We start from the raw sequence: 25,899 nt of genomic DNA, 5'->3' as shown, positions 1-25,899 counted from the left end.
GGCTCGGTCAGGACAGAATGCAGCCCATGGACCTGACGTCGTACCGCGATCTCTGGAAGACCCACGGTGTGATGGCACTGTTGGCCTCGGCTCTGATCGCGCGGCTGCCGGTGATGGCGATGATGGTGCCGCTGTCGTTCCTGGCGAAGGACGCGGCCGGCAACTTCGGCTGGGCCGGTGTGGTGGCCGGTGCCTATTCGGTCGGTATGGCGGTCGCGAGCGTGGTGTGGTCGCGGCGCGCGGATCGTCGAGGCGCACGCAAGGTCCTGATCGCCACCGGGATGACGTGGGGCGTGATGATGGCGGTCGTCGCGATGCTGCCGTACAGCTGGTATCGGGTGCTGCCGGTGGCGGCCGCGCTGGCCGGCATGTTCGTCGCGCCGGTGACCTCGGCCCTACGGGCGAGCTGGCCGCGACTTGTCCACGGTGCGCGGTTGCGGGCGGTCTACGCGCTGGACGCGACCGCCCAGGAACTCCTCTTCGTCATCGGTCCGATGCTCGGCGCGCTGGTGGTCAGCTTCGCCAGCCCGCGGGCAGGTCTGCTCGGCTGTGCCGCGACGGCGGCCGGGGCGATCTGGTGGTTCGGTCTCAAGCAGCAGCCGCGGGCGATCCACGAGGAGGACGGCGGTGTCCGGCCGACCGTGCGCGAGTTGCTCATCCATCGGCATCGGTTCGCGCTGCTGTTCGCTTTCGCCTGCATGGTCACGGGTTTCGCGGCGATGTCGCTCGGCATCGTCGCGTTCGCCGACGAGCACGGCAACCGGCTGATCGCCGGCGTACTCGAGATGGTGGCCGCGCTCGGCAGTCTCACCGGCGGCCTGGTCGGCGGTGCGCTGCCCGGGCGGCGTGAGTCGCACGTCTGGCGACGGATGCTGGCGATGACGGTCCTGGTCGTCGGCTGCGTCTTCGCCACCTCGTCCGTCGTGGCGCTGTCGGTGATGATGTTCGCGGCCGGCGCTCTGATCGCGCCGACGGTCGGCGCGATCTACGAGCGGCTCGGCGGGTTGACGCCGGCCTCCGCCCGGACGGAGATCTTCGGCTGGATGCTGAGTGGCGGGATGATCGGCTCGGCGGCCGGCTCCGCGATCGCCGGTGCGTTGGTCGAGCCGTTCGGGGTTCGCTACGCGTGGGTCCTGATGGCCGGCCTCGCGCTCGTCGCGACGCTGTCCGTGCTGCGCGTGCCGCCCCATCGCCCGGCCGAGTCCGCCGACCTCGAAGGCGCCGCGGTCGCCGCGTAGAGCACGCGGTAGCCGGCCTCCAGTACGCCGCCGTCGCGTGCGCACATCGAGATCAGCCGCAGAGTACGGCGATCCAGCAACGTGCCGCGGCCCGCGGCCACCGGGTGGATCAAGAGCGACACCTCGTCGATCAATCTCCATCGCAGCAGCGAACGGACCAGCGCCAGACTGCCGACGACGTGAAGGTCGTCGCCGGGCACCCCCTTCAGCGCCGTCAGCACCCGGCGCGGATCACCTTGCAGTACTTCGGTGTCCCGCCGCGCAAGCACCGGCCGGGACGCGATGACGAGCTTGCGCGCGAGATCCAGCCCGGTGACGGAACCGGCGTACTGCTCGAACGTCTTCCGGCCGAGCAGGACCGTTTCCGCCCCGGTCACCAATTGGTCGAGCGCCTGGCCGGCGTCGGGGAGCCATTGCTCCGGCCGGTCGACGACGCCGTCCTCCGACATGCACAGTCGGGCCACGATGTTGCGCATCTCTACCGCTCCTCTGAGTCTCCTTACCAACTCAGATGCAGCGGCGGCGCCGAATGTTTACGCCGATCGGTACACGGTGTGCAGCACGCCGGTGGAGAACGGCGTACAGGAAACCAGTTCGAGCGGGATGTGGTCGCCGCCGTCGAACAGGCGGGCGCCGGAACCGAGCGTGTTCGAGACGACCAGCTTCGGTGTGCCGTTCATCACGTCGGCGCCGTCGGCCTCCGGGTGCTCAGGCCAGTACGACGCGAACTCCTGCCACGACTCGCGTCCCAGCAGCGTGGTGTCGGCCGGATCGACAGGTCAGTCGACGGAATTCTTCCGGCGGCCGCGATGGATCTCGGTCTCCAGGGCGTCCAGGCGGTTGATCCAGAACTTGCGGTACCGGTCCAGCCAGGTGTCGATCTCGCGCAGCGGGCCGGGGTCGACGGCGTACAGCCGCCGGGTGCCGTCCACGGTGACGGTTGCGAACCCGTTGTCGCGCAGGACCCGCAGATGCTGGGAGACGGCCGGCTGGCTGATGCCGAACTCGTCGCCGATCGCCACCGCGATACTGCCGGCCGGCAGCTCGCCGTCGGCCAGCAACTCCAGGATCCGGCGCCGGACCGGGTCGCCGAGAATGTCGAACGCGTGCACGTCCACAGTATTTCAGTGATGACTTATATGAACAAGAGCCTTGTCCGGCCGGACGGTTTCCGGCCCGTGCGGAGCGTCGCCGTGGAACCTTCCGGCGGCGTCCGGATCGGCCGGACGACCGGGGCGGTGGGGTGCGGAAGGTATCAAGTGCTGTGCGCCCAGGTGTTGGTCAGCCGGTAGGCAACGAGCAGGTCACGGCTAGAATGACCCCGAAACGACTACGCCTGGTGCAACGCCGCACGGCGTACCGCAACCAGTGGTTTGAGGAGAGTCAGCTGTGGGACGCGTCGTACACAAGTACGGCGGTTCTTCGGTCGCCGACGCCGATGGCATCAAGCGCGTGGCCCAACGGATCGTCGCGACGAAGAAGGCCGGGAACGACGTGGTGGTGGTCATCTCCGCCATGGGCGACACCACCGACGAATTGATGGACCTGGCCCAGCAGGTTTCTCCGCTGCCCCCGCCGCGCGAGCTGGACATGCTGCTCACCTCGGGTGAGCGGATCTCCGCCGCGCTGCTGGCAATGGCGATCGCGAACCTGGGCTACGAGGCGCGAAGTTTCACCGGCTCGCAGGCCGGGGTGATCACCACGTCCGCGCACGGCAACGCGCGCATCATCGACATCACGCCGGGCCGGATCGAGGGGGCGCTGGGCGAGGGCCACATCGCGATCGTGGCCGGTTTCCAGGGCGTCGCCCAGGACACCAAGGACATCACCACGATGGGCCGCGGCGCCTCCGACACCACCGCGGTCGCGCTGGCCGCCGCGCTGGAGGCCGACTACTGCGAGATCTACACCGACGTGGACGGCATCTTCACCGCGGACCCGCGGATCGTGCCGGCCGCGCAGCAGATCCCGAAGATCTCCTACGAGGAGATGCTCGAGATGGCCGCCTGCGGCGCCAAGGTGCTGCACCTGCGTTGCGTGGAGTACGCGCGGCGCTACAACGTCCCTGTCCACGTGCGTTCCTCCTTCTCCCAGAAGGAAGGCACCTGGGTCGTCGATGCGAAGGAACTGGATCAGATGGAACAGGCGATCATCACCGGCGTGGCCCAGGACACCAAAGAGGCCAAGATCACCGTGGTCGGCGTACCGGACAAACCCGGTGAGGCCGCCCGGATCTTCGAGACGGTCGCCGGCGCCGAGACCAACATCGACATGATCGTGCAGAACGTCTCGGCGGTCGCCACCAACCGGACCGACATCTCCTTCACGCTGCCCCGCGCTGACGGCTCCCGGGCGATGTCCGCGCTGGCCAGGATGAAGGACGAGGTCGGCTACGAGCAGTTGCTGTACGACGACCAGATCGGCAAGGTGTCGGTGATCGGCGTCGGCATGCGCTCGCACCCGGGCGTGTCGGCGAAATTCTTCTCGGCGCTCGCTGACGCAGGCGTGAACATCGAGATGATCTCGACCTCGGAGATCAGGATCTCGGTGGTGATCGACGAGAACCTTGTAGACGCAGCCGTCACAGCGGCGCACACTGCATTCGACCTGGACGACGAGCACACCCAAGCTGTCGTGTACGGAGGAACTGGACGGTGACACCTGTGAGCGCTTTGGACCACGAGACCGAAGACCGGGCGGGCCTGCCCTCGCTGGCGGTGGTCGGGGCGACCGGCGCCGTCGGGTCGGTGATGCTGGCCCTGCTCTCGACCCGGGAGAACGTCTGGGGAGAGATCCGGCTGATCGCGTCCGAGCGCTCCGCGGGCAAACGTTTGAAGGTTCGCGGCGAGGAGGTCGAGGTCGTCGCCATCAGCGAGGAAGCCTTCGACGGCATCGACGTGGCGATGTTCGACGTACCGGACGACGTGTCCGCGCACTGGGCGCCGATCGCGGCCGCCAAGGGCGCCGTCGTGGTGGACAACTCCGGCGCGTTCCGGATGGACCCGGATGTCCCGCTGGTGGTGCCCGAGGTGAACGCCGAAGCGGCCCGGAACCGGCCGAAGGGGATCATCTCCAACCCCAACTGCACGACGCTGTCGATGATCGTCGCGATGGGTGCGCTGCACCACCGCTACGAGCTCGAGCAGCTCGTGGTCGCGTCGTACCAGGCTGCCTCCGGGGCCGGCCAGGTTGGCATCGACGCGCTCTACGACCAGCTGACGAAGGTGGCCGGCAATCGCGACCTCGGCACCACGCCGGGCGACGTCCGCCGGGTGATCGGCAACGATCTCGGCCCGTTCCCGGCCCCGCTGGCGCTGAACGTCGTACCGTGGGCCGGCTCGCTGAAGGACGACGGCTGGTCGTCGGAGGAGCTGAAGGTCCGCAACGAGTCGCGCAAGATCCTCGGGCTGCCGGATCTGAAGGTCTCCGCGACCTGTGTCCGCGTCCCGGTCATCACCACGCACTCGTTGTCGGTGCACGCGCGGTTCGTCCAGGAGGTGGACGCCGACGGCGCCCGGGAGGTACTGCGGGACGCCCCGGGCGTGCTGCTGTTCGACAACCCGGCCGAAGGTGAGTTCCCGACCCCGGCCGACGTGGTCGGCACCGACCCGACCTGGGTCGGCCGGATCCGCAAGTCGCTGGACGACCCGAACGCGCTCGAGCTCTTCGTCTGCGGTGACAACCTGCGCAAGGGCGCGGCCCTGAACACGGCCCAGATCGCCGAGGTCGTCGCGAAGGAGTTCGCCGCCGCCAAGGCCTGAATCTCCCAACAAACAAGGGCTCCCGGCACACGCCGGGAGCCCTTCTTTTGTTGCTCTTGGCAACTGTCAGAGCCAGTTCTCCCGGGCCGCGTGCAGTGCGAGCTGGAAGCGTGTGCTGGCGCCGGTGCGGTTCATCAGGCGCTCGAGATAGCGGAAGAACGTCCGCCGGCTGATGCCCAGCGTGCGGGCGATGGTGTCGTCCGCGGCGCCGGTCGCGAGCAGGGCCAGCAGCCGGCGCTCGATCGGTTCGAGCCGGTCGTCCTCGGTGCCGACCGAGGCGTGCAGCGGCAACGCGTTGCGCCAGCAGAGCTCGAACATGCCGATCAACGCGGTCAGCAGGCTGCTCGGCCGGATGATCAGCAGCGACCGGTTCACATCGGTGTCGCGCACCGACATCGACACGAACGCGATCGACCCGTCGATGATGGTCAGCTTCGCCGGTACGTCGGGCAGCACCCGGGCCTGCTCACCGGCCTCCACACACGGGAGGATGTTCTCGGTCAGATACCCAGGCACCTCGACCGATTCGGGCGAGTACACGACCCGGTACGAGACGCCACGCTTGAGGTGCTCGATCTCCTCCTGGTTCGGGCCGCCGATGTAGTACGGCGGGGAGTCGATGGCCAGGATCTCCCGCTGCGCACCGCCCTTGATCTGGTGGATCCGCTCGATGATCGCGCTGCCGGTGACCACCTCGATCAGGTGCGTGGTCGACTCGTTGTGCACGGTCCGGCGGAACTCGTCGTAGGCGTTCAGGACCTCGATCCGGGCCTGCTTCAGCTCCGACTCGCGCCGCAGCGTCATCGCCTCCAGGCCGGCGTCCGGGGGCACCGGCAGGAAGCGGGAACGGTCCGATCCGGACCGCCGGGCCAGGCCCGCCTGGACCAGCCCGCCGAGCGTCGAATCGATGCTCGCGGACCGATCGGGGACCGCCTCGTCCAGTTCGGTGATCGACGACGGACCGGTCCGCAGCAGGTGCTGGTAGACCTTGATCTCGTCGTCACTGAGTCCGAGCACCTTGAGATGGTCGGCACGCTCCGTGTCCGTTGTGCTCACAACTCTCCCCTCCCTTCCGAATGCTGTCACCGTCGGCAACCGTCCCTCCAGAATAAGACGGCCGATCCAGCGCCGATCGCACTGTCCGTGTCGCCGTGAATGCGCCTAGCGATATTTGTTGTCCTGTCAGCATTATTGTGCCGTGTCACCATCTGGCCACCATTTCCGCGCAGTTGTGAGCGAGAATTGAGGTCCAGCAGCCCGGCGACGGACCACCTGAGCGCCGCCGGGCTGCTGTTCCAATTCTGGCCTGAGTTCGCTGCTACGTCAGGGGAGCCCGTTTCGGTTGGGTCTCGATCCCGGCGCATCGGTGCCCTCGCACTCCCGTGCCATCACCGGCTGTGCCGGAGGGTGTACAAACTGTGCATCTCCATCGTGAGGCCGATGAGGAGGAGAGCCCGATGCGACCGGTTCCGCCCTGTGCCGCGGTCCGCATCGACGCTGCCGTCCCCAGCGCACCCGCCCTGGCGTCTTTGCAGGGATGCCGGGCCGCGCTGCCTTCCACCGGCCTCGGGCCCGTCCCCACATCTGCTGCGCGCACCTGTCGGCGATCGCAGCACGTCTGGGGACGAGCCCAAGGTGCGATGACCGCCGCCCTGGTCATCGTGCCGGCCGATCCGGCGCGTGCCCGCTCCGCCTCCGCCCATCGCGGACGGGTCCCTGGATCGCGTGTGAGGCCCCGGGAGGTGCCGAGCGGAGCTCCGTGGATGGTGAGGCTGTCCATGGGGAGCGGGGACCTCAGGTCCGCCGCCCGGCTCGCCCCCGGCCAGGAAGCATCTCCTGGGGTCGCACAGTGCTTTTTGGCCTCGCCTCCGGCTCGGCGCGGTCATGGGGCTTTACGCCCGCCCTTCCCTCGTCGCTCCGGTCGCTTCGCTCCCTGCGCTCCTCAGTCCAGGGCGGGCGGCCCCATGACCGGGTCACGGCCGGGTGGGACATGTCACGACAACTTCTCGGGTGTGGGTAGCGTCGTACTGGTGAATTGACCGCGATTTGACCTTGTGCACTGTTGTTCGCCCCGGCGGACGGTGAGCATGGTCGCTGCGCGGTTTCCGTTGCGCTGGAAGGCGTTTTGGCCGTCGATGGCTGTCAAATGTATATTCCGGGTAACGATCGGCGGAGGACGACTCTGGCGTTGTGGGCATAGTGGCGTGCGACGTTTGGTAGCCGTCTGTACGTCGTTGCTCACTATGGAGGACCACTGTGTCGTCGGCGTGTGAGCGGATCCGCTACTCTGCTTCCCGGTCTGCGTGGCCCGCCGTCGTACCGGGCGGCAACCGCCGAAACCCAGGTGATCGGCCACAGAGACTCGACTTCCGGCAGAGAGAGGCGTCGCCTGAATGAACGCGACTAGCGTCGACGAGGAGTTCAACCCGTCGGTGCACGTGTACGAACCGCACAAGGTCGGCCTACCGGCGCTGCGTCCTTACTTCAAGGCACTGTGGCAGCGCCGGGAGTTCGCGGCCGAGATGTCCCGGACGAACATCCGGGCGGCCAACACCAACACCTTCTTCGGACAGGTGTGGCTGGTCCTGAACCCGCTGCTGCTCGCCTTGGTGTACTACCTGCTGACCGACATCATCGCGGGCGGTGCCTCGAAGGTCGGTGCTGCGGAGCGGTTCGCCCACATGTGTGGCGGCCTGTTCGCCTTCTACTACTTCTCCGGTGCGATGACCGCCGGTGCGGCCAGCGTGGTCGGTGGCGGGAAGCTGCTGATGAACCAGTCCTTCCCCCGGATGCTGCTGCCGCTGTCAGCGGTGCGGACGGCATTCCACCGCTTCCTGCCGACGCTGGTCGTGTACTTCGGTATCCACCTGGCGATGCGTCAGAAGCTGCACTGGCCGATGCTGCTGGCGCCGGCGTTCCTGATCATGCTGACGATCTTCGCCGCCGGCATGGGCATGATCTTCGCCGCCCTGCAGGTGTACTTCCGCGACACCACGAGCTTCCTGCCGTACTTCGTGCGGATCTGGCTCTACATGTCGCCGGTGCTCTGGTTCGCCGAGCAGGCCCCGCCCAAGTTCAAGGGCTTCATCCAGTACAACCCGCTGTACCCGCTGCTCGGCGGCTGGACCGACCTCCTGGTGCGCGGTGACATCCCGAAGTGGCAGATGTGGGCCGGTGCCGGGTTCTGGGCCGTCCTCGCCTTTGTGGTGGGCTCGTTGTTCTTCATGTCTAGGGAGCGTGAGTTCGTTGTCCGTCTCTGAGACCGAGAAGAAGCCGATGCAGAAGAGCACGTCGGGTATCCCGGCGGTCAAGGTGCAGGACGTGTCCATCACCTACCGGACCACGTTCGAGCGGGTGCCCACCTTCAAGAGCGCGATCGTCCGGTTCGGCCGCGGCGAGCGCGCGGTCCGCGAGGTCAAGGCCGTCCAGAACGTCTCCTTCGACGTCGACCACGGCACCACCATCGGCATCATCGGCGCGAACGGCGCCGGCAAGTCGACGCTGATGCGCGCGGTCGCCGGCATCCTGCCGCCGACGTCGGGCCGGATCGAGGTGCACGGCCGGGTCTCCACGCTGCTGTCACTGGGCGTCGGCTTCAACGCGGCGCTGTCGGGCAAGGAGAACGTCGTACTGGGTGGACTCGCGGCCGGTCTGAGCCGCAAGGAGATCGAGGCGCGGTACGAGGAGATCGCCGAGTTCGCCGAGCTCGGCGACTTCATGGAGATGCCGATGCGGACGTACTCGTCCGGCATGTTCAGCCGGCTCGCGTTCTCCGTGGCCGTGCACATGGACCCGGACATCCTGCTGATCGACGAGGCGCTGTCCGCCGGTGACGCGTCCTTCAAGACCAAGGCCGCGGCCAAGATGTCGGAACTCGTCACGAACAGCCGGACCATGTTCCTGGTCAGCCACGCGATGAGCAGTGTCCGCGAGATGTGCAACGACTGCATCTGGTTGCACAAGGGCAAGCTGATGATGCGGGGCGAGCCGGACGAGGTGATCCAGGCCTACACGAAGTTCCTGCAGGTCGGCGAAGCAGAAGCCGTTTCTCTCGAGGATCTCTGACCCATGTCACGTAGCGCGGCGCCGGACGTGGGGATCATCACGACCGGTCATGACGTCGCTGACGCGCGCCTGCACAAGATCACCGCGGCGCTGCAGCACCGGGACCTCAGCGTCGAGCTCTGGGGTCTCGGTGAGCCGGCCGGTGGGCCCGCGGGCGCCACCATCCACGCCGGTCCGCGGGGCAACCTGGTCCAGCGGCTGGCGCGGACCGCCGTACTGCCGTGGCGGACCAACGCCAAGGTGGTGATGACGGTCGATCCGGACATGATCCCGATCACCCGGTTCGTCACCACCATCCGGCGGCGCAAGATGGTCGCCGACGTGCACGAGGACTACACCCGGCTGCTCGCCGACCGCGCCTGGGCCAAGGGCCCGGCCGGCCTGCCCGCCCGGCTGATCGTCCGGGCCAGCTCCAAGCTGGCCGCGGGCGCCGACCTCACCGTCGTCGCCGACTCGCACCTCGCCCCGCACGAGGCGAAGCAGCGGCTGGTCGTGCAGAACCTGCCGTACATCCCGTTTCTGGCCCCGACGCCGCCGTCCGGGTCACCGCGCGCGGTGTACGTCGGGGACCTGCGGGCCAGCCGTGGATTGTTCGACATGGTCGAGACCGTCGCCGCGGCGCCGGACTGGTCGCTCGACCTGATCGGCCCGGTCGCACCGTCCGACCGGGACCGGCTCGAAGCCCGGATCGGGCAGTCCGACCTGGCCGGCCGGGTTCGGCTGTACGGACGCCAGCCACCGGCCGAGTCGTGGCGGCTCACCCAGGGTGCCTGGGCGAGCCTGGCCATGCTGCAGCCGACGCCGGCGTTCGTGGAAGCGATGCCGTCCAAGATCTACGAGTACCTCGCCAGCGGTCTTCCCGTGCTGTCCACCCGCCTGCCCCGGCAGACCAGGGTGATCGAGGAGTCCGGTGGCGGAGTCCTGGTGGACTCGGTGGCGGAGGCGTCCGAGACCCTGCGGCGCTGGTCCGCGGATCCCGGCGAGCTGGAGAAGTTGCGCGACCACGCGCTGCAGTGGGCGGCTGACCATCTGCCCGCGACCACGCCGTACGACGAACTGGCCGACGCGATTCTCAACCTGCTAAGAGCCTGAACCTGCTGAGAGGAAGGGCATGACCGACCGCCCACACATGCTGTACGTCGCCTGGGGCTATCCGCCCTGCCGAGGTGGCGGTGTCTACCGGGCCCTGGCCACGGCCAACCGGTTCGCCGCGCTCGGCTGGAAGGTGACCGTGCTGACGGCCGACCGCGAAACCTTCCATCGGTTCACCGGCGCCGACCTGACCCTCGAGGAGCGGATCGACCCGTCCATCGAGGTCGTCCGGGTCCCGTTCGAGTGGCCGATCCTGGAAGCCGACCTGCGCAAGTGGTCCAAGCGCCGGGCCTCCAACCCGAAGCTGTGGAGCAAGTGGCGCACCAAGCAGGACCAGATCCCGTTCCCGGAGACCGGGTACGGGCCGTGGCGCTCGATCATCGAGAAGGCCGCGGAGCGGATCCACCAGGCGCACAAGGTCGACCTGACGGTCGCCACCGCGAACCCGCACGTCGCCTTCACCGCGGCGTACCACCTGCACAAGAAGCACGGCGTCCAGTACGTGATGGACTACCGGGACGCGTGGCTGCTGGACGTGTTCACCGGTGACCGGCTGCACGAGCCGAACAGCCGGGCGGCCAAGTGGGAGAAGAAGCTGGTCGAGTCCGCGCGCGAGGTCTGGTTCGTGAACGACCCGATCAAGGAGTGGCACGAGAAGCTCTATCCGGCGCAGGCCGCGAAGATGCACACCGTCGCCAACGGCTTCGACCCCGACCTGGTGCCGGACACGCAGGACCGTGGCCCGGTGACCGACCGGCCGCTGGTCTTCGGGTACGTCGGGACCGTGTCGCCGAAGGTGCCGCTGGCCGAGTTCGTCGAGGGCTGGCAGCTCGCGCGCTCCTCGTCGGAGGAGCTGGCGGGTGCGAAGGCCAAGATCCACGGGTACCTCGGGTACTACGCCCAGCCGCGCGCGGACATGCTCGGCACGATCAACAGCGCGTCCGAGGACGGGGTCAGCTACGAGGGCCCGGTCGGCAAGGCGGAGATCGCCAAGGCGTACGACGAGTTCGACGTTCAGCTGCTGATGCTCGGCAAGGGGCGGTACGTGACGAGCGGCAAGGTGTTCGAGTATCTGGCGACCGGGCTGCCGGTCGTGTCGGTGCACGACCCGGAGAACGCGGCATCCGACGTACTGCGGGGTCATCCGCTGTGGTTCCCGGTGTCGGAGGTGACGCCCGAGGCGATCGCGGCGGCGCTGACCGAGGCGGCGCACGCTGCCCGGACGGCCGACGAGGGGATCCGGGCGAAGGCGCGCGAGTTCGGCGCGTCGTACCGGCGTGATCTGCAACTAGATCCGCGGATCGAAGCGCTGGCCGCGGGCGTGAAGGGAGTGGCGGCATGAAGAACGTCGTCCTGCTCAGCACGCGCCGGTTGCCACCCACGTACTTCGACACCGTCCGCGAGGACCTCGGCAACGCCGAGATCACCCTCGACGTCGTCGGCTGGGTAGCCCCTGCCGGCCCCGTCGCCGACAAGGTCCACACCTTCACCCTCATCGGGCCGGGCCGGATGCCAGTTGCTCCCACACCGGAGCCGGTCGCCGACCCCACCGAGGAAGCACCCGACGCGGTCATCGCCCCTGAGGCAGTCGCGGAGCCGGAAGCTGTAGTTGCCGACGAGGCCGAGGTCGCACCTGCGGCCGCCGAAGTAGCCGCAGCCGCACCAGAACCTCAGCCCGCACCCACCACCAAACCCAAAGCGACTGGGATCAAGCGGGTGCGGAAGGCAGTGACTTGGCGGGCGCGGAAGGCTCGGAAGGTGGCTGGGCGGATGTTGCCTAAGGCAATTAAGACGTCGGCGCCGGTGAAGTTCCTGCGGGGGAATCGGGCCAGCAAGGATCTGGGGAAGACGTACTGGGGCCGGGTGCTGAGTCGCCGGGATGTGATGGCGACGATCGAGAAGGCCGATGTGGTGGTCGCGCTGGATGCGGGCGCGATCTGGGCCGGGTGGAATCTGGGCCAGCGCCGGGCGAGTACGCCGGTCGTGCTGGGGATTCCCGCGGCGCGGCGGGAGCTGGATCAGTTGAAGGCTGCGCCCCAAAAGCTGAAGGCTCCGGCAGGTAATGGGTGACACGATGACGGTGACGCGTTCGATTCGCGAGCACCTGCCGGCGCCACTTGCCCGGACCGCGGGAGCGGTCCGGCGGCGCCTGCGGGGCTTGCGGTACTCGTACGCGCAACTGCCGGCGTTCCCGCCGGTGGCGACGACGCGAGTGCGGATGCTGGTCGGACCGACCAACTCCGCCGGTCAGGGTCACGCCTGGGCACAGGCTGCCAAGACCCTGCCGGACGTCGATGCCGTCTCGTTCTCCTTGCACCGCAAGGGCCAGTTCCAGTTCCAGAGCGACTACGGCGTACCGCTCGCGTGGTTCGGCCAGCCTCGCTGGCAGCGCGCACAGCAGCAGCACGTGCTGGCGTCGTACTCGCACGTGATGGTGGAGTCGCTGCGGCCGATCTTCGGCTCCCGCGGCTACCCGGACGCGGAGGCCGACATCGCCACGATGCTCGACCAGGGCATCAACGTGTCCCTGCTGTTCCACGGCTCCGACATCCGACTGCCCAGTCGGCACGCGAAGCGTGAGCAGTGGTCTCCGTTCACCCCGGGCGACGAACTGACCGAGCGCCTGGAGAAGCAGGCTCGCCGGCACGCCGAGCTGATCGACAGCCTCGGCCTGCCGGTCTTCGTGTCCACGGTCGACCTGCTGGACGACGTACCGGATGCGCAGTGGCTCCCGGTCGCGATCGACCCGGCGCCGTGGCAGCAGGCCGCTCGCCCGCTGTTCTCCGGCCAGAAGCCCGTGATCGCGCACGTTCCGTCGAACGCGAAGCTCAAGGGCACCGAGGAGATCGACGCCGTTCTAACCGGTCTGCACCAGAGCGGTCAGATCGAGTACCGGCGCATCACCGGAGTCGCCCACGACCGGATGCCGAGTGTCATCGGCGACGCCGACATCGTGGTCGACCAACTCCGGATCGGCCTGTACGGCGTGGCGGCCGCCGAGGCCCTGGCCGCCGGGCGGATCGTGGTTTCGTACGTCGGTGACGCGGTGCGCCACCGGGTGCGTAGTCTGACGGGGCGAGAGGTGCCGATCGTGGAGGCGGATCCCGACACCCTGGGGGACGTCGTGACCGGCCTGATCGCCGATCGTGACGCCGCCGCCGAGCGGGCGGCCGCCGGCCCCGGCTTCGTGGCGGAGCTGCACGACGGACGCCGCTCGGCCCAGGCACTCACCAGCTGGCTCATTGCGAAGGAGATCTTGTGACGTCCCGCATCGCGCCCTCGGCCGACGTCGACGACAGCGCCCAGATCGGCGACGGTTCGTCGGTCTGGCACCTGGCCCAGATCCGCGAGAACGCGGTCCTGGGCAAGAACTGCATCGTCGGCCGCGGCGCCTATGTCGGGACCGGGGTCCGGATGGGCGACAACTGCAAGATCCAGAACTACGCCCTGGTCTACGAGCCCGCCTCGCTCGAGGACGGCGTGTTCATCGGACCGGCCGTGGTCCTCACCAACGACTACTTCCCGCGCGCGGTGAACCCGGACGGTTCCCCGAAGAGCGGGCACGACTGGGAACCGGTCGGCGTGACCATGAAGGAAGGCTGCTCGCTGGGGGCGCGCAGCGTCTGCGTGGCGCCGGTCACCATCGGTCGCTGGGCCACCGTCGCCGCGGGTGCGGTGGTCACCAAGGACGTGCCAGACTTCGCGCTGGTCGCAGGCGTTCCGGCCCGCCGGCTCAAGTGGGTCGGCAAGGCCGGAGTTCCGCTGCTCGACGTCGGGAACGGCGAGTGGAAGTGCCCGAACACGGGCGAGACATACATCGAAACCGACGGACGGCTGCGGCCGGCCGGTGAAGACATGGAGGAGAACTGATGGTGCAGCCGATTCCGGCCGCGAAGCCGATCATCGGGAAGGAGGAGCGCGAGGCCGTCGACCGTGTCATGCAGTCGGGCATGCTGGCCCAGGGCCCCGAGGTGGCGGCGTTCGAGCAGGAGTTCGGCGCAGCGCTGGTCTCCGGCCGTGCGTGCGTCGCGACGAACTCGGGCACGTCAGGCCTGCACCTCGGCCTGCTGGCCGCGGGCGTCGGACCGGGTGACGAGGTCATCGTTCCGTCCTTCACCTTCGCCGCGACCGCGAACAGCGTCGCGCTGACCGGCGCCACCCCGGTGTTCGCCGACGTCGAGCCGACGTACTTCTGCCTGGACCCGGCCGCGGTCGAGGCCGCGATCACCGAGAAGACCAAGGCCGTCATGCCGGTGCACCTGTTCGGTCACCCGGCGAACATGACCGCTCTGCAGGCCATTGCTGACAAGCACGGCATCCAGATCTACGAGGACGCCGCGCAGGCGCACGGCGCGACCTGGAACGGCGCGCAGGTCGGCACCTTCGGCGAGTTCGCGATGTTCAGCCTGTACCCGACCAAGAACATGACGTCCGGTGAGGGCGGCATGAACTCGGTCGCGAACGCAGACCTCGAGCGCCGGATGCGGCTCTTCCGCAACCAGGGCATGCTCAAGCAGTACGAGAACGAGGTCGTCGGCCTGAACAACCGGATGACCGACCTGCACGCCGCCATCGGCCGGGTGCAGCTGGGCAAGCTGGCCGGCTGGACCAAGCAGCGGCAGGAGAACGCGGCCTTCCTGGACGCGAACCTGCAGGGTGTCGGCATCCCGGCGGTCGCCGCCGAGGCGACCCACGTGTACCACCAGTACACGATCCGGGTGACCGAGGACCGCGACGGCTTCGCGAACGCACTGCGCACCGAGTACGGCGTCGGCTGCGGCGTCTACTACCCGATCCCGAACCACCGGCTGCCGTCGTTCAAGCGTGAGCTGGACCTGCCGGAGACCGAGAAGGCCGCGGCCGAGGTGCTCTCGCTGCCGGTCCACCCCTCGCTGTCCGAGGACGACCTGAACCGGATCGTGGCCGCGGTGAACACCGTGGCGAAGGCTGGTGCGTGAGATGGCGAACCTGCGAGCCGGCCTGATCGGCCTGGGCATGATGGGCCGTCACCACGCCCGCGTGCTGGCCTCCCTCGACGGCGTCGACCTGGTCGCCGTCGCCGACCCGGGTGGTGACAAGTTCGGCGTGGCCGGCGGCCGTCCGGTGCACGAGACCATCGAGCAGTTGATTGCCGAGGGCATCGACTACTGCATGGTCGCGGTGCCGACCCAGTACCACGCCGAGATCGCGAAGGCGCTGGCCGAGGCCGGCGTGCACGCGATGATCGAGAAGCCGCTGGCCGGTTCCTCGTCCGAGGCGACCGAGATCGCCAAGGCGTTCGAGGCCGCCGGTGTGGTCGGCGCGGTCGGTCACATCGAGCGGTACAACCCGGCGCTGCAGGCGCTGCGGGTGCGGCTGGAGAACGGTGAGCTGGGTGACATCTACCAGATCACCACCCGTCGCCAGGGCCCGTTCCCGTCCCGGATCGCCGACGTCGGCGTGGTGCTCGACCTGGCCACCCACGACATCGACCTGACCGCGTGGGTGACCCAGTCGCCGTTCGTCACCGTATCTGCGCAGAGCGCGCACAAGTCGGGCCGGCAGTACGAGGACCTGATCGCGGTCACCGGCAAGCTGGCCGACGGCACCGTGACCAGCCACCTGGTCAACTGGCTGTCGCCGATGAAGGAGCGGCTCACCGTCGTCACCGGTGAGAAGGGCGCGTTCATTGCCGACACGCTGACGGCCGACCTGTCCTTCCACGCCAACGGCACCGTCGCCACCGCCTGGGACGACGTCGCGCACTTCCGCGGTGTCAGCGAGGGTGACATGATCCGGTACGCGATCAGCAAGCCGGAGCCGCTCCGGACCGAGCACGAGGCGTTCCGTGACGCCGTGCTCGGCAAGGAGGCCGACATCGTCACGCTGCAGCAGGGTCTGACCACCGTCAAGGTGGCCGAGGCCGTGATCCAGTCCGCCGCCGAGGACCGCACGATCAAGGTCGCCGGGGAGTCCGCCCAGTCATGAAGGTCCTGAGTGTCGTCGGGGCTCGCCCGCAGTTCGTGAAGCTGGCCCCGGTGGCGGAGGCGTTTGCCGCCACCGAGCACCAGCACGTGATCGTGCACACCGGGCAGCACTACGACAAGAACATGTCCGACGTGTTCTTCGCCGACCTGCGCATCCCGGCCCCCGACGTCCACCTGGGCGTCGGGTCCGGCAGCCACGGGGTCCAGACCGGTGCCATGCTGGCCGCGATGGACGCCGTACTGGACGAGCACCAGCCGGACTGGGTGCTCGTGTACGGCGACACCAACTCGACGCTGGCCGGGACGCTGTCGGCGGTGAAGATGCACCTGCCGGTGGCGCACCTGGAGGCCGGGCTGCGGTCGTTCAACCGGCGGATGCCGGAGGAGCACAACCGGGTCCTGACCGACCACGCCGCCGACATCCTGCTCGCCCCGACCCAGGTGGCGATGGACCACCTGGCCAACGAGGGTCTGAAGGACCGGGCCCGGCTGGTCGGCGACGTGATGACGGATGTGTGCTTCCGGGTCCGCGACGCGGTGCAGGACAAGCCGCTGGACCTGCCGTTCAAGCCTGGCGAGTACGTCGTCTCGACGATCCACCGCGCCGAGAACACCGACGACCCGGCGCGGCTGGCCGCGATCGTCGACGGTCTCGCCGCGGCCGGCGTACCGGTGCTGCTGCTCGCGCACCCGCGGCTGGTGGCCAAGTGCGCGCAGTACGGGATCAAGCTGGAGCGTCCGGACGGTTCGCTGCACGTCCGGGAGCCGCTGGCCTACCCGGAGATGGTCGCGGCCGTGCTCGGCTCGGCCGGTGTGGTGACCGACTCTGGGGGTCTGCAGAAGGAAGCCTTCCTGCTCGGCCGGGTGTGCACGACGCTGCGCACCGAGACCGAGTGGGTGGAGACGCTGGAGGACGGCTGGAACGTCCTCACGTCAGATGTGAGCAAGTTGCCCGAGCTGGCCGCCCGGCCGGCTCCCGCGGGGGATCGCCCAATGCCCTATGGCGATGGCCAGGCCGCCGGCCGGGTTGTCGCCGCCCTAGCGGAGTAACCACATGACGAAGGCCGCCGAAGAAGACCAGCAGCAGCCGCCGACACTGGCGGCCGACGTGGCGACCCCGCCACCCGGCGCGCCTGTCAGTGCCTTCCCGGGGGAGTCCGGCCCGCCGCCGGCCTCCCCCAAGGGACGGTTGCCGCGGGTGGAGTCGCTCACCGGTTTGCGCTGGTGGGCGGCGTTCTTCGTGTTCTGCCACCACATGACCAACCTGGCGCCGCTGCCGATCTACGACTTCCTGAAGTACGGCACGTCCGGGGTGACGTTCTTCTTCGTGCTGTCGGGTTTCGTGCTGACCTGGTCGGCCCAGCCGGGGACGAAGATCCGGACTTTCTACCGGCGCCGGTTCGCCCGGATCGTTCCGCTGTACCTCCTCACCCTGCTCGCGGCCTTCTTCGTGTTCTACCGGGTCGACCCGCCGGCCGGGATGTCCTGGATCAAGCCGATCTCGATCGGCGTGCTGGTGCTGTCGGCGTTCCTGCTGCACGGCTGGTCGAACAACCCGGCCATTCTGTACGGCGGCAACCCGGCCGGGTGGACGTTGTCGGTGGAGGCGTTCTTCTACGCGTACTTCCCGTTCGTCTGGCGGGCCACGCGGACGCTGAAGACCTCCGGTGGCCTGATCCTGTGTGTCGCGGTGATCGGGCTCGGCGGGGCCTATCGACTGGCCTTGTTCCATTACAAGGACGTCGTGCCGGTGCTACCGCAACCGATCTTGCACTCGGTCGCGTTCCTGTTCGGCATCGGCCTGGCGATCGCGCTGCGGTCCGGCTGGAAGCCGCGGATCCCGGTCTGGTTCGCGTTCGGGGTGACCATCGGCGGGCTGCTCCTGCTGTGGTACTCCGGCTCGCACCCGGCCAAGGTGCCGTTCGCGATCACGATGGGCCTGTGCCAGAAGGAAATTCTCACGCTGCTGTACGGCTTCCTGATCCTGGCCGTCGCGTCCCGGGACACCCGCGGTGGCCGGTCCCTGCTGCGCAGCAGGCCGCTGGTCGCACTCGGCCAGTGGTCGTACGCGTTCTACCTCATCCACGCGACCATCCTGTACGCGATCAAGGAGTACCACGGTGTGGCCGGGCCGATCGGCTGGTCCAACCTGACCTGGTACGCCGGTGTCCTGCTCATCTCGATCTTCGCCTCGTGGCTGCTCTACAAGTTCGTCGAGCGCCCGATGGAACGGAAGTTGCGAGGCCCCCGATGAAGAATCACTACCTAGTGGAGTTCCTGTGCGTGTCAGTGTTGTTGCCTTAGGCAAGATCGGACTGCCGTTGGCGGTCCAGTTCGCGGCCAAGGGTCATCAGGTCGTCGGTGTCGACATCAACCCGAAGACGGTCGAGCAGGTGAACGCCGGGCAGGAGCCCTTCCCCGGTGAGGCCCACCTGGCCGAGTTGCTCGCCGAGACCGTGGCCGACGGCCGCCTGCGGGCGACCACGGACTACGCGGACGCCATCCCCGGCAGTGACGCGGTGGTGCTGGTCGTGCCGCTGTTCGTCGACGAGAACACCGGTGAGCCGGAGTTCGGCTGGATGGAGAGCGCGACCCGCTCGCTGGCCGAGCACCTCAGCCCGGGCACGCTGGTCAGCTACGAGACCACCCTGCCGGTCGGCACCACCCGGAACCGGTGGAAGCCGCTGCTGGAGGAGGTCTCCGGCCTGACCGAGGGCCAGGACTTCCACCTGGTGTTCTCGCCGGAGCGCGTGCTGACCGGCCGCGTCTTCGCGGACCTGCGCAAGTACCCGAAGCTGATCGGCGGTCTGTCCGAGGAGGGCGCCAAGCGCGCAGGAGCGTTCTACGAGGCCGTGCTGGACTTCGACGAGCGCCCGGACCTGGAGCGCGGCAACGGCGTCTGGGACCTGGGTTCGGCCGAGGCGGCCGAGCTGGCGAAGCTGGCCGAGACCACCTACCGCGACGTCAACATCGGCCTGGCCAACCAGTTCGCCCGGTTCGCCGGCCAGAACGGCATCGACGTGCACCAGGTGATCGAGGCGTCGAACTCGCAGCCCTACAGCCACATCCACCGGCCCGGTATCGCGGTCGGCGGCCACTGCATCCCGGTCTACCCGCGGCTGTACCTGTGGACCGATCCGGAGGCAACCGTTGTCCGCGCCGCCCGCGAGGCGAACCTTGGCATGCCGGAGTACACCGTCGGCCTGCTCGAGGGCGCGTACGGCGATCTGACCGGAGCCAAGGTGGTCGTGCTCGGTGCGGCGTACCGTGGTGGTGTCAAGGAGACCGCGTTCTCCGGGGTCTTCCCGGCTGTGGAGGCGCTGAAGGCCCGAGGCGCGGAGGTGTCCGTGCACGATCCGCTGTACACCGACGAGGAGCTCCAGCAGCTCGGCTTCACGCCGTACGCGCTGGGGACGCAGGTGGACGCCGCGGTGCTGCAGGCGGACCACCCGGAGTACGCGCAGCTGACCCCGGCCGAGCTGCCGGGCGTGCAGGTGCTGGTCGACGGCCGTGACCGGACCGACCCGGCCCGCTGGGCGGGCGTCCGCCGGATTGTGATCGGAAGGTCGGTCAGCCAGTGACAACTGCCGACCTGCGGGTCGTGATGATGGTCGCCAACGACGTCACCAACGACAGTAGGGTCCGCAAGGAGGCCGCAGCACTGGCCGAGACCGGAGCAGAGGTGACTGTGCTCGGGGTCTCGGACAGCGGCCTGCCGTCGAGGGAGCTACTCGACGGTGCGCTGATCGTCCGGGTGGCGGTGCCGTTCTCCCTGCGCGAGGAGCGGAAACGCAGCCGCACGGCGCGCCGGGACTGGCGGCCGCCATTGGTGGGGTACAAGTACCGATCGACGTACGTCGCCCGCAGCCAGCGGATCCAGGCCGAGCTGAAAGAGCTGAAGGCCGACTCCGGGCACGCGATCGCGCGCGCCAAGGCGGGCAAGGGCAATCCGGTCAAGTACAAGCTCGGTGTGGGCACCCGGCTGCTGCGCCGGTCGCGCTGGCAGACCGCGAAGAAGGGGACCTGGGTACGCAAGGGCGTCGGCAACAAGGCCGACGGGCCGTTCAAGTTCGGCTGGCGCGCGTACGACGGGGTGATCCACCGGCTGGGCTGGCCGGCGCCGTGGCGCAAGCTGCACCCCGAGGCGCTGGACCTGGAGATCGCGTTCGGCGACCTGATCGACCGCCTCGAGCCCGATGTGGTGCACGCGCACGACATGCACGTGATCGGCGTCGCCACCCGCGCCGCCGGCCGGGCCAAGCTGCGCGGCAAGGACCTCAAGGTCGTGTACGACGCGCACGAGTACGTCGCCGGCCTGTCCCGGTACGGCGCTCGGACCCGGCGCTCGATCGCGGCCTGGGCCAACCACGAGCGTGAGTACATCAACGACGCGGACAGGGTGATCACCGTCAGCCCGGCGATCGCGCAGCGGTTGCAGCGCGAGCACAAGCTCGACCATGAGCCCACCGTGATCATGAACACGCCGAATCCGGCGGACGTGTCGGTCGAGGTACCCGACATCCGCAGCCGGCTCGGTCTGGCCTCCGAAGTACCGCTGCTGGTCTACAGCGGTGGCGTCACGAAGGCGCGGGGCATCCAGACCGCCGTACAGGCGTTGGTCGACCTGCCGGACGTGCACCTGGCCGTCGTGTGCGTGCCCGGTGTCGCGACGGACGCTGTACGCGACCTGCAGGCGCAGGCCGTGGCGCTCGAGGTTCAGGACCGGTTGCATTGCATGGACCCGGTGAAGCCGGACGAGGTGGTCGCGTTCCTGCGGACCGCGGACGTCGGGCTGATCCCGATCCTGCGCTACCCGAGCCACGAGATGTCGCTGCCGAACAAGCTGTTCGAGTACGCCTTCGCCGGGCTGCCGGTGGTGGTCAGCGACATGCCGAGCATGAAGGAGTTCGTCGACCGGGTCCGGATCGGCGAGGTGTTCGTCGCGGCGGACGCGCACGATCTCGCGTCGAAGGTCCGCACGGTCCTCGGCGACATCGACACCTACCGCGAGCGGGTGGCCGACCCCGGCTACCAGCAGGAGGTGTCCTGGGCGGGGCAGGCGGACAAGCTGCGCGGCCTGTACGGCGAGTTGGTCGGCCGGCCGTTGGAGGTCGTCCAGCCGGGCGGCCGCGTGATCAAGAAGCAGCGCCGGCTGTTGCTCGGCCCGGTCAACAGTGCCGGTCAGGCGTGGCTGTGGGCGACCGCGCTCGAGCGTGAGGTGCCTGATCTCAAGGCCGAGTCGCTGACCACGGGCAGCGGCGCGTTCGACTTCCGCGTGCACCGCACCGGGACGTACCGGCAGTACCGGTCCGACCTGCGCTGGCAGCTGGAGCTGACGGCGTACGCGTTGCGCGAGGTCACCCACGTGCTGTTCGAGGCGGGCCGGCCGATGTTCGGCCAGCAGCGCGGGCAGATGTGGACGAACGACGTACCGATGCTGGACCAGGCGGGGATCAAGCACGGCCTCGTCTTCCACGGGTCGGAGATCCGCGATCCCGCGCAGCACCGGGCGCGGTACCGGTGGTCGCCGTTCCGCAACCCGGATGACGAGCTGACCTCTCGACTGCAGTCGGCGAACGACCTGATGCGCAAGCACCTGGAGGGGTACGAAGGCCCGATCTTCGTCACCACGCCAGACCTGCTGGAGTTCGTCGAGGACGGCATCTGGCTGCCGCTGACCGTGGACGTCGGGGAGTTCGCGTCGACCCAGCCGGTGCTCGAGCGTGAGGTGCCGGTGGTGCTGCACGCGCCGTCGGCGTCGGCTCTGAAGGGCTCGGCGTACGTCGACCCCGTGCTGACGGATCTGGATGCGCGGGGTCTGATCGAGTACCAGCGTGTGCAGGGTGTCCCGCACTCCGAGTTGGCCGAGATGGTGAAGAGCGCCGACATCGTGGTCGACCAGCTGCTGCTCGGCTCGTACGGCGTCTTCGCGTGCGAGGCGATGGCGGCCGGGCGGGTCACCGTCGGGCACATCGCGGACCCGGTCCGCGACCTGCTGCCGACCGGCCTGCCGATCGCGGAGGCGACGCCGGACGACCTGTCGGAGGTGATCGAGCGGCTGGTCGCCGAGCGCGACACGGCCCGCAAGATCGCCGACGCCGGGCCGGAGTACGTCCGTGAGCTGCATGACGGGCACCGGTCGGTGGAGGTTCTGCTGCCGTTCGTCAACAACGAGCTCGAGGCCGGCGGCAAGTAGTGCGGATTCTGATGATCGCGCAGTCCCCGATCGCCGGGGACTCGCGCATCCTGCGGGAGGCGACGGCGCTGGCCGCGGCCGGTCACGTGCTGCATGTGATCGGCCGGGATGTTCCGGAAGGCTTCGAGGTCGGTCCGGGCGTCACGGTCGAGTCCGTGTCCCGCTCGGCAGGACTGCGGACCGGCAACGGCGGTCTTGCGGTCGGCCATGGCCGGAGCGGGCCGAAGGTGCTGGTGCAGCGGTTCGGCCGGTGGCTGTTGCTGCCCGAGCACCGGAACCGGACCGAGAAGCAATGGCGCGTGGCGGCGGCTCCTCGAGTGGCCGCCGCGGGGCCGTTCGACGTCGTGCACGCGCATGACTTCAACACGCTCGAGCTCGCCGCGGAGTACGCCGAGAAGTGGTCGGCGACGTTGGTCTACGACACCCACGAGCTGTGGTTCGACCGCGCGCTGCCGGGTCGGCCGACGCCGCTCTGGCGTGCGCGTGGGCGTCGCTTCGAGGTTTCGCTTGCGTCGAAGGCTCGGCTCGTCATCACTGTGTCCGACGGGATCGCGGCTCGGCTGCGTTCCCGGGGGTTGCCGGACGTCCGCGTCGTACGCAACACGTTCCCGAAGCCGGACGAGGTGGCATCGCCGCTGGATCGGCCGGAGGGCTTGTTGTACGCCGGTCGCGTCGGTGCCGGCCGGGATCTGCCGACCGTGGTCGCGGCCGCGCGTGAACTGGCGCCGTTCCGCACGGTCCTGATGGGGTCGGTGGATCCCAACTACCGCTTGGATCTAGGCCCGGTTGAGACGGTGGCGGAACGCTCGATCGACGAGGTCGACGACACTCTCCGCTCGTACGGCATCTCGCTGGTCACGCTCACCAACACCTGCGAGAACCACCGGCTTGCGCTCCCCAACAAACTCTTCCACGCCGTCCGCGCCGGTGTCCCGGTCGTCGCCGCCGACCTCCCCGAGATGCGCGCCGTGGTGACCCAGTACAAGCTCGGCACCTTGTACGAGCCCGGCAACGCGCCGTCGTTGACCGCGGCCGTCCGAGCCCTGATCGAGAACTACACCACCTACGCCGACGGAGTCCGCTCCGCCGCCGCAGAACTCAACTGGGAAAAGGATTCCGCCACCCTGGTAGCCGCCTACGCCGACCTCACCAGCTAACGCCGGCTCCAGCCACCACGTCGCGCTCGGCTCCTTCAGTTGCCGGCCCGCGCAGCCACCCGGGGATGCCGCCCGACCGATGCCGTTTGCGGGGCGGCTGGTGTGCAGGTTGACAGGAGGTATCGGTCCGTCGGCCCTGGTCTGGGAGGCATTCAGGCGTGACACCGGCCGGCCCACGGGAGCTGCGGCCGACACCTCCTGTCGAGCTGCCCCACCAGTCGCCGTTCGCGCCGCACCGGCCCACACCGCGGGGAGGTTCGGTGACCGGGCCGATTCGTCCACCTGGAGGTCAAGCGGCAGAAACCGGCGACCTCGGACACCAAATCGGGACCTCGGACAGGTTAGGTCCTGTCCGAGGTCCCCACTGCCTGTCCGAGGGGCCGGCTCGGGCTGGGCCAAGCCGTGCGGCGGGAACTCGGGCCTGCGGAGCCTCCGTGGTTTGGAGGGCGGCCGTACAGCACGTAAGGGAAGCCGAGCTTTGATGCCTGCGGCAACCTTGTTGACCTTGACCTGGACCGACACCTTCCCGGTCCCGCCGCCTCGCCCGGCTGCCTGCAACTTTCTGTGTCTGCCTCGTATCAAGGTCTGTGGAGACGATCCACAACTCGAGGGGACTGGGGACAGATGAGGCGACAGATGGTGGCCTGGGCGGGTAGTGCGGCGTTGGCGGTGACCGCGCTGGCACCGATGGCGGCGTACGCCAAAGGACCGAACCCGACCGACCCAGGGGCCACGGTGCCGGGGACGAGCACGAAGATCACTGCAGCGGCGGCCTGTGCGCTCGGGCTCGGCTCGATCACCCAGGACTGGGGTCACAACAGCCGTGTCGTCACCGCCACGGCGCCGCCGACGGTGAGTCCGGTGATCTCCACGCCCAACATCTACACACCGCCGTACGACGTCGGCCAGCCGACCACGTTCACCGCTGTTCCCGCGGGCGCGGGCAAGACGACCCGGACCGGCAAGGTCGTGTGGGGCTCCGGCTACCTGATGGAGAGCTCGTACACCATCGGCGCGGGCGGCAAGCTGGTCGGCACCCCGGTGTTCCGCCGGATCGGTAACGGCTGGGGCGGACGGTTCCTGATCCAGTCGCAGTACAAGGCTTCGGCGACGAGCAAGCCGACGCGGACGATGCTGTACATGCAGGACCAGTACGGAAAGTTCGGGCGCTGGACCGATGTCGGCCAGGGGATCCGCAACACCGGGTACGTCACTGGCATGAGCGCGATGAAGTCGTTCGCGCTGATCGCCACGACCCCGACGTACGACACGTTCCTGGCCAACAACCGCGCCGGCGGGCTGTACACGGTCAAGATCCCGGCCACCACACCGCTGAAGCCGATCATCACGCCGGTCCGCACCTCGAGCTGGCAGATCTTCGAGCAACTCATCGCGGCCCCGTGCGGCAAGACCGGATCGATCCTGCTCGGCATCGACCGGGACACCCACACCGCCTACCTGTACGCCGTCGGCCACGCAGCCGGCGCCAAAACGGTCATCAAGTCCCTCGGCAAAGTCCCCCTCACCTTCACCGACTGGAACTACTTCCGCTTCGCCCCCTCATACGACCCACTCAACGGCGCCTGAGCCGCGAGCAGGGTTTCCAGGGCGGCTTGGGTGGTGGGGTCGGCGGGGGTGTAGGTGAGGACGAACTGGCCGGGGTCGGCGGGGAGTTGGAGGGACTCCAGGGAGAAGGTGAGGCGGCCGGCGATCGGGTGGTTCAGGGTCTTCGGGCAGTGGGAGCGGTTCTGGACGTCCTGGGAGGTCCAGAACCGGTCGAAGTCGGGGCTGGCGGCACGGAGTTCGCCGACGAGTGCCGCCAGCTCCGCGTCTTCGCCGTACTCCGCCGAGGTCCGCCGCAGCAACGCGACCGCGTCCCGCGCCACCATCTCCCAGTCCGCGTAGAACTCCCGGGAAGCGGGCTCCAGGAAATACTGCCGGGCGAGATTCCGCGTCCGTGGATCGTCGAAGTCCGCGATGACCGCGATCGCACCCCGATTCCACGCCAGCACATTGCTCAGCCGATCGACCACGAGCGCTGGTACGTCGCGCATCGCCTGGATCATCGCCTCCAACTGCGGCCGTACGACGGTCCGCGGCGGGAGAGCCGGCGGGGTCGCGCACGCCAGCGAACGCAGGTGATCCCGCTCAGCCTGATCCATCCGCAACGCATCCGCCACCGAGGTCAGCACCGCGATTGAGGGATTGTCGGCCCGCCCCTGCTCGAGCCGGATGTAGTAGTCGACGCTGACGTTCGCCAGCAGTGCGACCTCTTCCCGCCGCAGACCGGACACACGCCGATCGCGACCGGGCTGCAACCCGACATCCTCCGGCCGCACCCGGGCGCGACGGGTCTGCAGGAACTCCCCGAGCTCTGATCGCGCACTCACCTGGCCAGTATCCCCAGCGCCCAAGTGACCTGGG

Annotated in this window: 23 protein-coding genes; 18 read left to right on the top strand and 5 right to left on the bottom strand. The window is 68.7% G+C overall.

Features of this window, described 5'->3' with window-relative positions:
* Positions 1–26: 26 nt before the first annotated feature.
* Positions 27–1,238, top strand: a complete 1,212-nt coding sequence (locus ACXC9Q_RS29380; protein ID WP_457059867.1) for an MFS transporter — start codon at positions 27–29, stop codon at positions 1,236–1,238.
* On the opposite strand, the gene ACXC9Q_RS29375 is transcribed toward ACXC9Q_RS29380, so the two are convergent.
* The 3 genes from ACXC9Q_RS29375 to ACXC9Q_RS29365 form a co-directional block, all read right to left on the bottom strand.
* A complete protein-coding gene (locus tag ACXC9Q_RS29375) occupies positions 1,121–1,714 on the bottom strand; it encodes a dihydrofolate reductase family protein (RefSeq protein ID WP_457059866.1) in 594 nt (197 codons plus the stop codon). The genes ACXC9Q_RS29380 and ACXC9Q_RS29375 overlap by 118 nt on opposite strands.
* A gap of 57 nt (positions 1,715–1,771) precedes the next feature.
* Positions 1,772–1,918, bottom strand: a complete 147-nt coding sequence (locus ACXC9Q_RS29370) for a hypothetical protein (RefSeq protein WP_457059865.1) — start codon at positions 1,916–1,918, stop codon at positions 1,772–1,774.
* 99 nt (positions 1,919–2,017) lie between these two features.
* On the bottom strand, positions 2,018–2,350 hold the full coding sequence (locus tag ACXC9Q_RS29365) for an ArsR/SmtB family transcription factor (RefSeq protein ID WP_457059864.1): 333 nt from the start codon (positions 2,348–2,350) through the stop codon (positions 2,018–2,020).
* A gap of 277 nt (positions 2,351–2,627) precedes the next feature.
* Between ACXC9Q_RS29365 and ACXC9Q_RS29360 the strand changes: the two genes are divergently transcribed.
* Together ACXC9Q_RS29360 and ACXC9Q_RS29355 are read left to right on the top strand one after the other, a co-directional pair.
* Complete coding sequence (locus ACXC9Q_RS29360) at positions 2,628–3,896, top strand: aspartate kinase (protein WP_457059863.1); 1,269 nt, start codon at positions 2,628–2,630, stop codon at positions 3,894–3,896.
* Positions 3,893–4,999 (top strand): aspartate-semialdehyde dehydrogenase, encoded by a 1,107-nt coding sequence (locus ACXC9Q_RS29355; protein ID WP_457059862.1) that lies wholly within the window; start codon positions 3,893–3,895, stop codon positions 4,997–4,999. The genes ACXC9Q_RS29360 and ACXC9Q_RS29355 overlap by 4 nt, the downstream gene beginning before the upstream one ends.
* Before the next feature lie 66 nt (positions 5,000–5,065).
* On the opposite strand, the gene ACXC9Q_RS29350 is transcribed toward ACXC9Q_RS29355, so the two are convergent.
* Complete coding sequence (locus ACXC9Q_RS29350) at positions 5,066–6,055, bottom strand: helix-turn-helix domain-containing protein (protein WP_457059861.1); 990 nt, start codon at positions 6,053–6,055, stop codon at positions 5,066–5,068.
* A gap of 1,337 nt (positions 6,056–7,392) precedes the next feature.
* On the opposite strand from ACXC9Q_RS29350, the gene ACXC9Q_RS29345 reads away from it, so the two are divergent.
* The 15 genes from ACXC9Q_RS29345 to ACXC9Q_RS29275 all read left to right on the top strand — a co-directional run bounded on the left by ACXC9Q_RS29345 (position 7,393) and on the right by ACXC9Q_RS29275 (position 25,062).
* On the top strand, positions 7,393–8,259 hold the full coding sequence (locus ACXC9Q_RS29345) for an ABC transporter permease (RefSeq protein WP_457059859.1): 867 nt from the start codon (positions 7,393–7,395) through the stop codon (positions 8,257–8,259).
* Positions 8,246–9,064: an ABC transporter ATP-binding protein gene (locus tag ACXC9Q_RS29340; protein ID WP_457059858.1), complete on the top strand. Its 819-nt coding sequence runs from the start codon at positions 8,246–8,248 to the stop codon at positions 9,062–9,064. Before ACXC9Q_RS29345 ends, ACXC9Q_RS29340 begins: the two co-directional genes overlap by 14 nt.
* Positions 9,065–9,067: 3 nt before the next feature.
* A complete protein-coding gene (locus ACXC9Q_RS29335) occupies positions 9,068–10,156 on the top strand; it encodes a glycosyltransferase (protein ID WP_457059857.1) in 1,089 nt (362 codons plus the stop codon).
* Between the two features lie 19 nt (positions 10,157–10,175).
* Positions 10,176–11,498: a glycosyltransferase gene (locus tag ACXC9Q_RS29330; protein ID WP_457059856.1), complete on the top strand. Its 1,323-nt coding sequence runs from the start codon at positions 10,176–10,178 to the stop codon at positions 11,496–11,498.
* On the top strand, positions 11,495–12,226 hold the full coding sequence (locus ACXC9Q_RS29325) for a hypothetical protein (protein ID WP_457059855.1): 732 nt from the start codon (positions 11,495–11,497) through the stop codon (positions 12,224–12,226). Before ACXC9Q_RS29330 ends, ACXC9Q_RS29325 begins: the two co-directional genes overlap by 4 nt.
* A 4-nt stretch (positions 12,227–12,230) precedes the next feature.
* The gene (locus tag ACXC9Q_RS29320; protein ID WP_457059854.1) at positions 12,231–13,418 is read left to right on the top strand and encodes a hypothetical protein; all 1,188 of its coding nucleotides are present in this window, start codon (positions 12,231–12,233) and stop codon (positions 13,416–13,418) included.
* Positions 13,415–14,026 (top strand): acyltransferase, encoded by a 612-nt coding sequence (locus tag ACXC9Q_RS29315; protein WP_405070585.1) that lies wholly within the window; start codon positions 13,415–13,417, stop codon positions 14,024–14,026. Before ACXC9Q_RS29320 ends, ACXC9Q_RS29315 begins: the two co-directional genes overlap by 4 nt.
* Positions 14,023–15,114, top strand: coding sequence for a DegT/DnrJ/EryC1/StrS family aminotransferase (locus tag ACXC9Q_RS29310; protein ID WP_329484826.1), 1,092 nt, complete (start codon positions 14,023–14,025; stop codon positions 15,112–15,114). The genes ACXC9Q_RS29315 and ACXC9Q_RS29310 overlap by 4 nt, the downstream gene beginning before the upstream one ends.
* 1 nt (position 15,115) lies before the next feature.
* Positions 15,116–16,123, top strand: coding sequence for a Gfo/Idh/MocA family protein (locus ACXC9Q_RS29305; protein ID WP_457059853.1), 1,008 nt, complete (start codon positions 15,116–15,118; stop codon positions 16,121–16,123).
* Positions 16,120–17,172 carry a non-hydrolyzing UDP-N-acetylglucosamine 2-epimerase gene (gene wecB, locus ACXC9Q_RS29300; RefSeq protein ID WP_457059852.1) on the top strand — a complete coding sequence of 351 codons (1,053 nt, stop codon included), beginning with the start codon at positions 16,120–16,122 and terminating at the stop codon, positions 17,170–17,172. The genes ACXC9Q_RS29305 and wecB overlap by 4 nt, the downstream gene beginning before the upstream one ends.
* A gap of 4 nt (positions 17,173–17,176) precedes the next feature.
* A complete protein-coding gene (locus ACXC9Q_RS29295) occupies positions 17,177–18,376 on the top strand; it encodes an acyltransferase family protein (protein WP_457059851.1) in 1,200 nt (399 codons plus the stop codon).
* Between the two features lie 25 nt (positions 18,377–18,401).
* Complete coding sequence (locus ACXC9Q_RS29290) at positions 18,402–19,703, top strand: nucleotide sugar dehydrogenase (protein WP_457059850.1); 1,302 nt, start codon at positions 18,402–18,404, stop codon at positions 19,701–19,703.
* Positions 19,700–22,318: a glycosyltransferase family 4 protein gene (locus ACXC9Q_RS29285; RefSeq protein WP_457059849.1), complete on the top strand. Its 2,619-nt coding sequence runs from the start codon at positions 19,700–19,702 to the stop codon at positions 22,316–22,318. Before ACXC9Q_RS29290 ends, ACXC9Q_RS29285 begins: the two co-directional genes overlap by 4 nt.
* An 11-nt stretch (positions 22,319–22,329) precedes the next feature.
* Positions 22,330–23,475: a glycosyltransferase gene (locus ACXC9Q_RS29280; RefSeq protein WP_457059848.1), complete on the top strand. Its 1,146-nt coding sequence runs from the start codon at positions 22,330–22,332 to the stop codon at positions 23,473–23,475.
* Positions 23,476–24,099: 624 nt separating this feature from the next.
* The gene (locus ACXC9Q_RS29275) at positions 24,100–25,062 is read left to right on the top strand and encodes a hypothetical protein (protein WP_457059847.1); all 963 of its coding nucleotides are present in this window, start codon (positions 24,100–24,102) and stop codon (positions 25,060–25,062) included.
* Here ACXC9Q_RS29275 and ACXC9Q_RS29270 read toward each other — a convergent pair.
* On the bottom strand, positions 25,017–25,865 hold the full coding sequence (locus ACXC9Q_RS29270; RefSeq protein WP_457059846.1) for a helix-turn-helix transcriptional regulator: 849 nt from the start codon (positions 25,863–25,865) through the stop codon (positions 25,017–25,019). The two genes, ACXC9Q_RS29275 and ACXC9Q_RS29270, sit on opposite strands and share 46 nt — an antisense overlap.
* Between the last annotated feature and the right edge of the window lie 34 nt (positions 25,866–25,899).

The sequence above is a fragment of the Kribbella sp. CWNU-51 genome (genome assembly GCF_054073265.1).
Note: the sequence above shows the minus strand (reverse complement) of the source record. Positions and strands in the feature narration are given on the sequence as shown.

Coding starts and splice junctions, on each gene's coding strand:
- ACXC9Q_RS29295 (WP_457059851.1), top strand. CDS start 17,177: ATGACGAAGGCCGCCGAAGAAGACCAGCAGCAGCCGCCGACACTGGCG.
- ACXC9Q_RS29320 (WP_457059854.1), top strand. CDS start 12,231: ATGACGGTGACGCGTTCGATTCGCGAGCACCTGCCGGCGCCACTTGCC.
- ACXC9Q_RS29280 (WP_457059848.1), top strand. CDS start 22,330: ATGATCGCGCAGTCCCCGATCGCCGGGGACTCGCGCATCCTGCGGGAG.
- ACXC9Q_RS29370 (WP_457059865.1), bottom strand. CDS start 1,918: ATGAACGGCACACCGAAGCTGGTCGTCTCGAACACGCTCGGTTCCGGC.
- ACXC9Q_RS29330 (WP_457059856.1), top strand. CDS start 10,176: ATGACCGACCGCCCACACATGCTGTACGTCGCCTGGGGCTATCCGCCC.
- ACXC9Q_RS29305 (WP_457059853.1), top strand. CDS start 15,116: ATGGCGAACCTGCGAGCCGGCCTGATCGGCCTGGGCATGATGGGCCGT.
- ACXC9Q_RS29375 (WP_457059866.1), bottom strand. CDS start 1,714: ATGCGCAACATCGTGGCCCGACTGTGCATGTCGGAGGACGGCGTCGTC.
- ACXC9Q_RS29335 (WP_457059857.1), top strand. CDS start 9,068: ATGTCACGTAGCGCGGCGCCGGACGTGGGGATCATCACGACCGGTCAT.
- ACXC9Q_RS29275 (WP_457059847.1), top strand. CDS start 24,100: ATGAGGCGACAGATGGTGGCCTGGGCGGGTAGTGCGGCGTTGGCGGTG.
- wecB (WP_457059852.1), top strand. CDS start 16,120: ATGAAGGTCCTGAGTGTCGTCGGGGCTCGCCCGCAGTTCGTGAAGCTG.
- ACXC9Q_RS29325 (WP_457059855.1), top strand. CDS start 11,495: ATGAAGAACGTCGTCCTGCTCAGCACGCGCCGGTTGCCACCCACGTAC.
- ACXC9Q_RS29345 (WP_457059859.1), top strand. CDS start 7,393: ATGAACGCGACTAGCGTCGACGAGGAGTTCAACCCGTCGGTGCACGTG.
- ACXC9Q_RS29380 (WP_457059867.1), top strand. CDS start 27: ATGGACCTGACGTCGTACCGCGATCTCTGGAAGACCCACGGTGTGATG.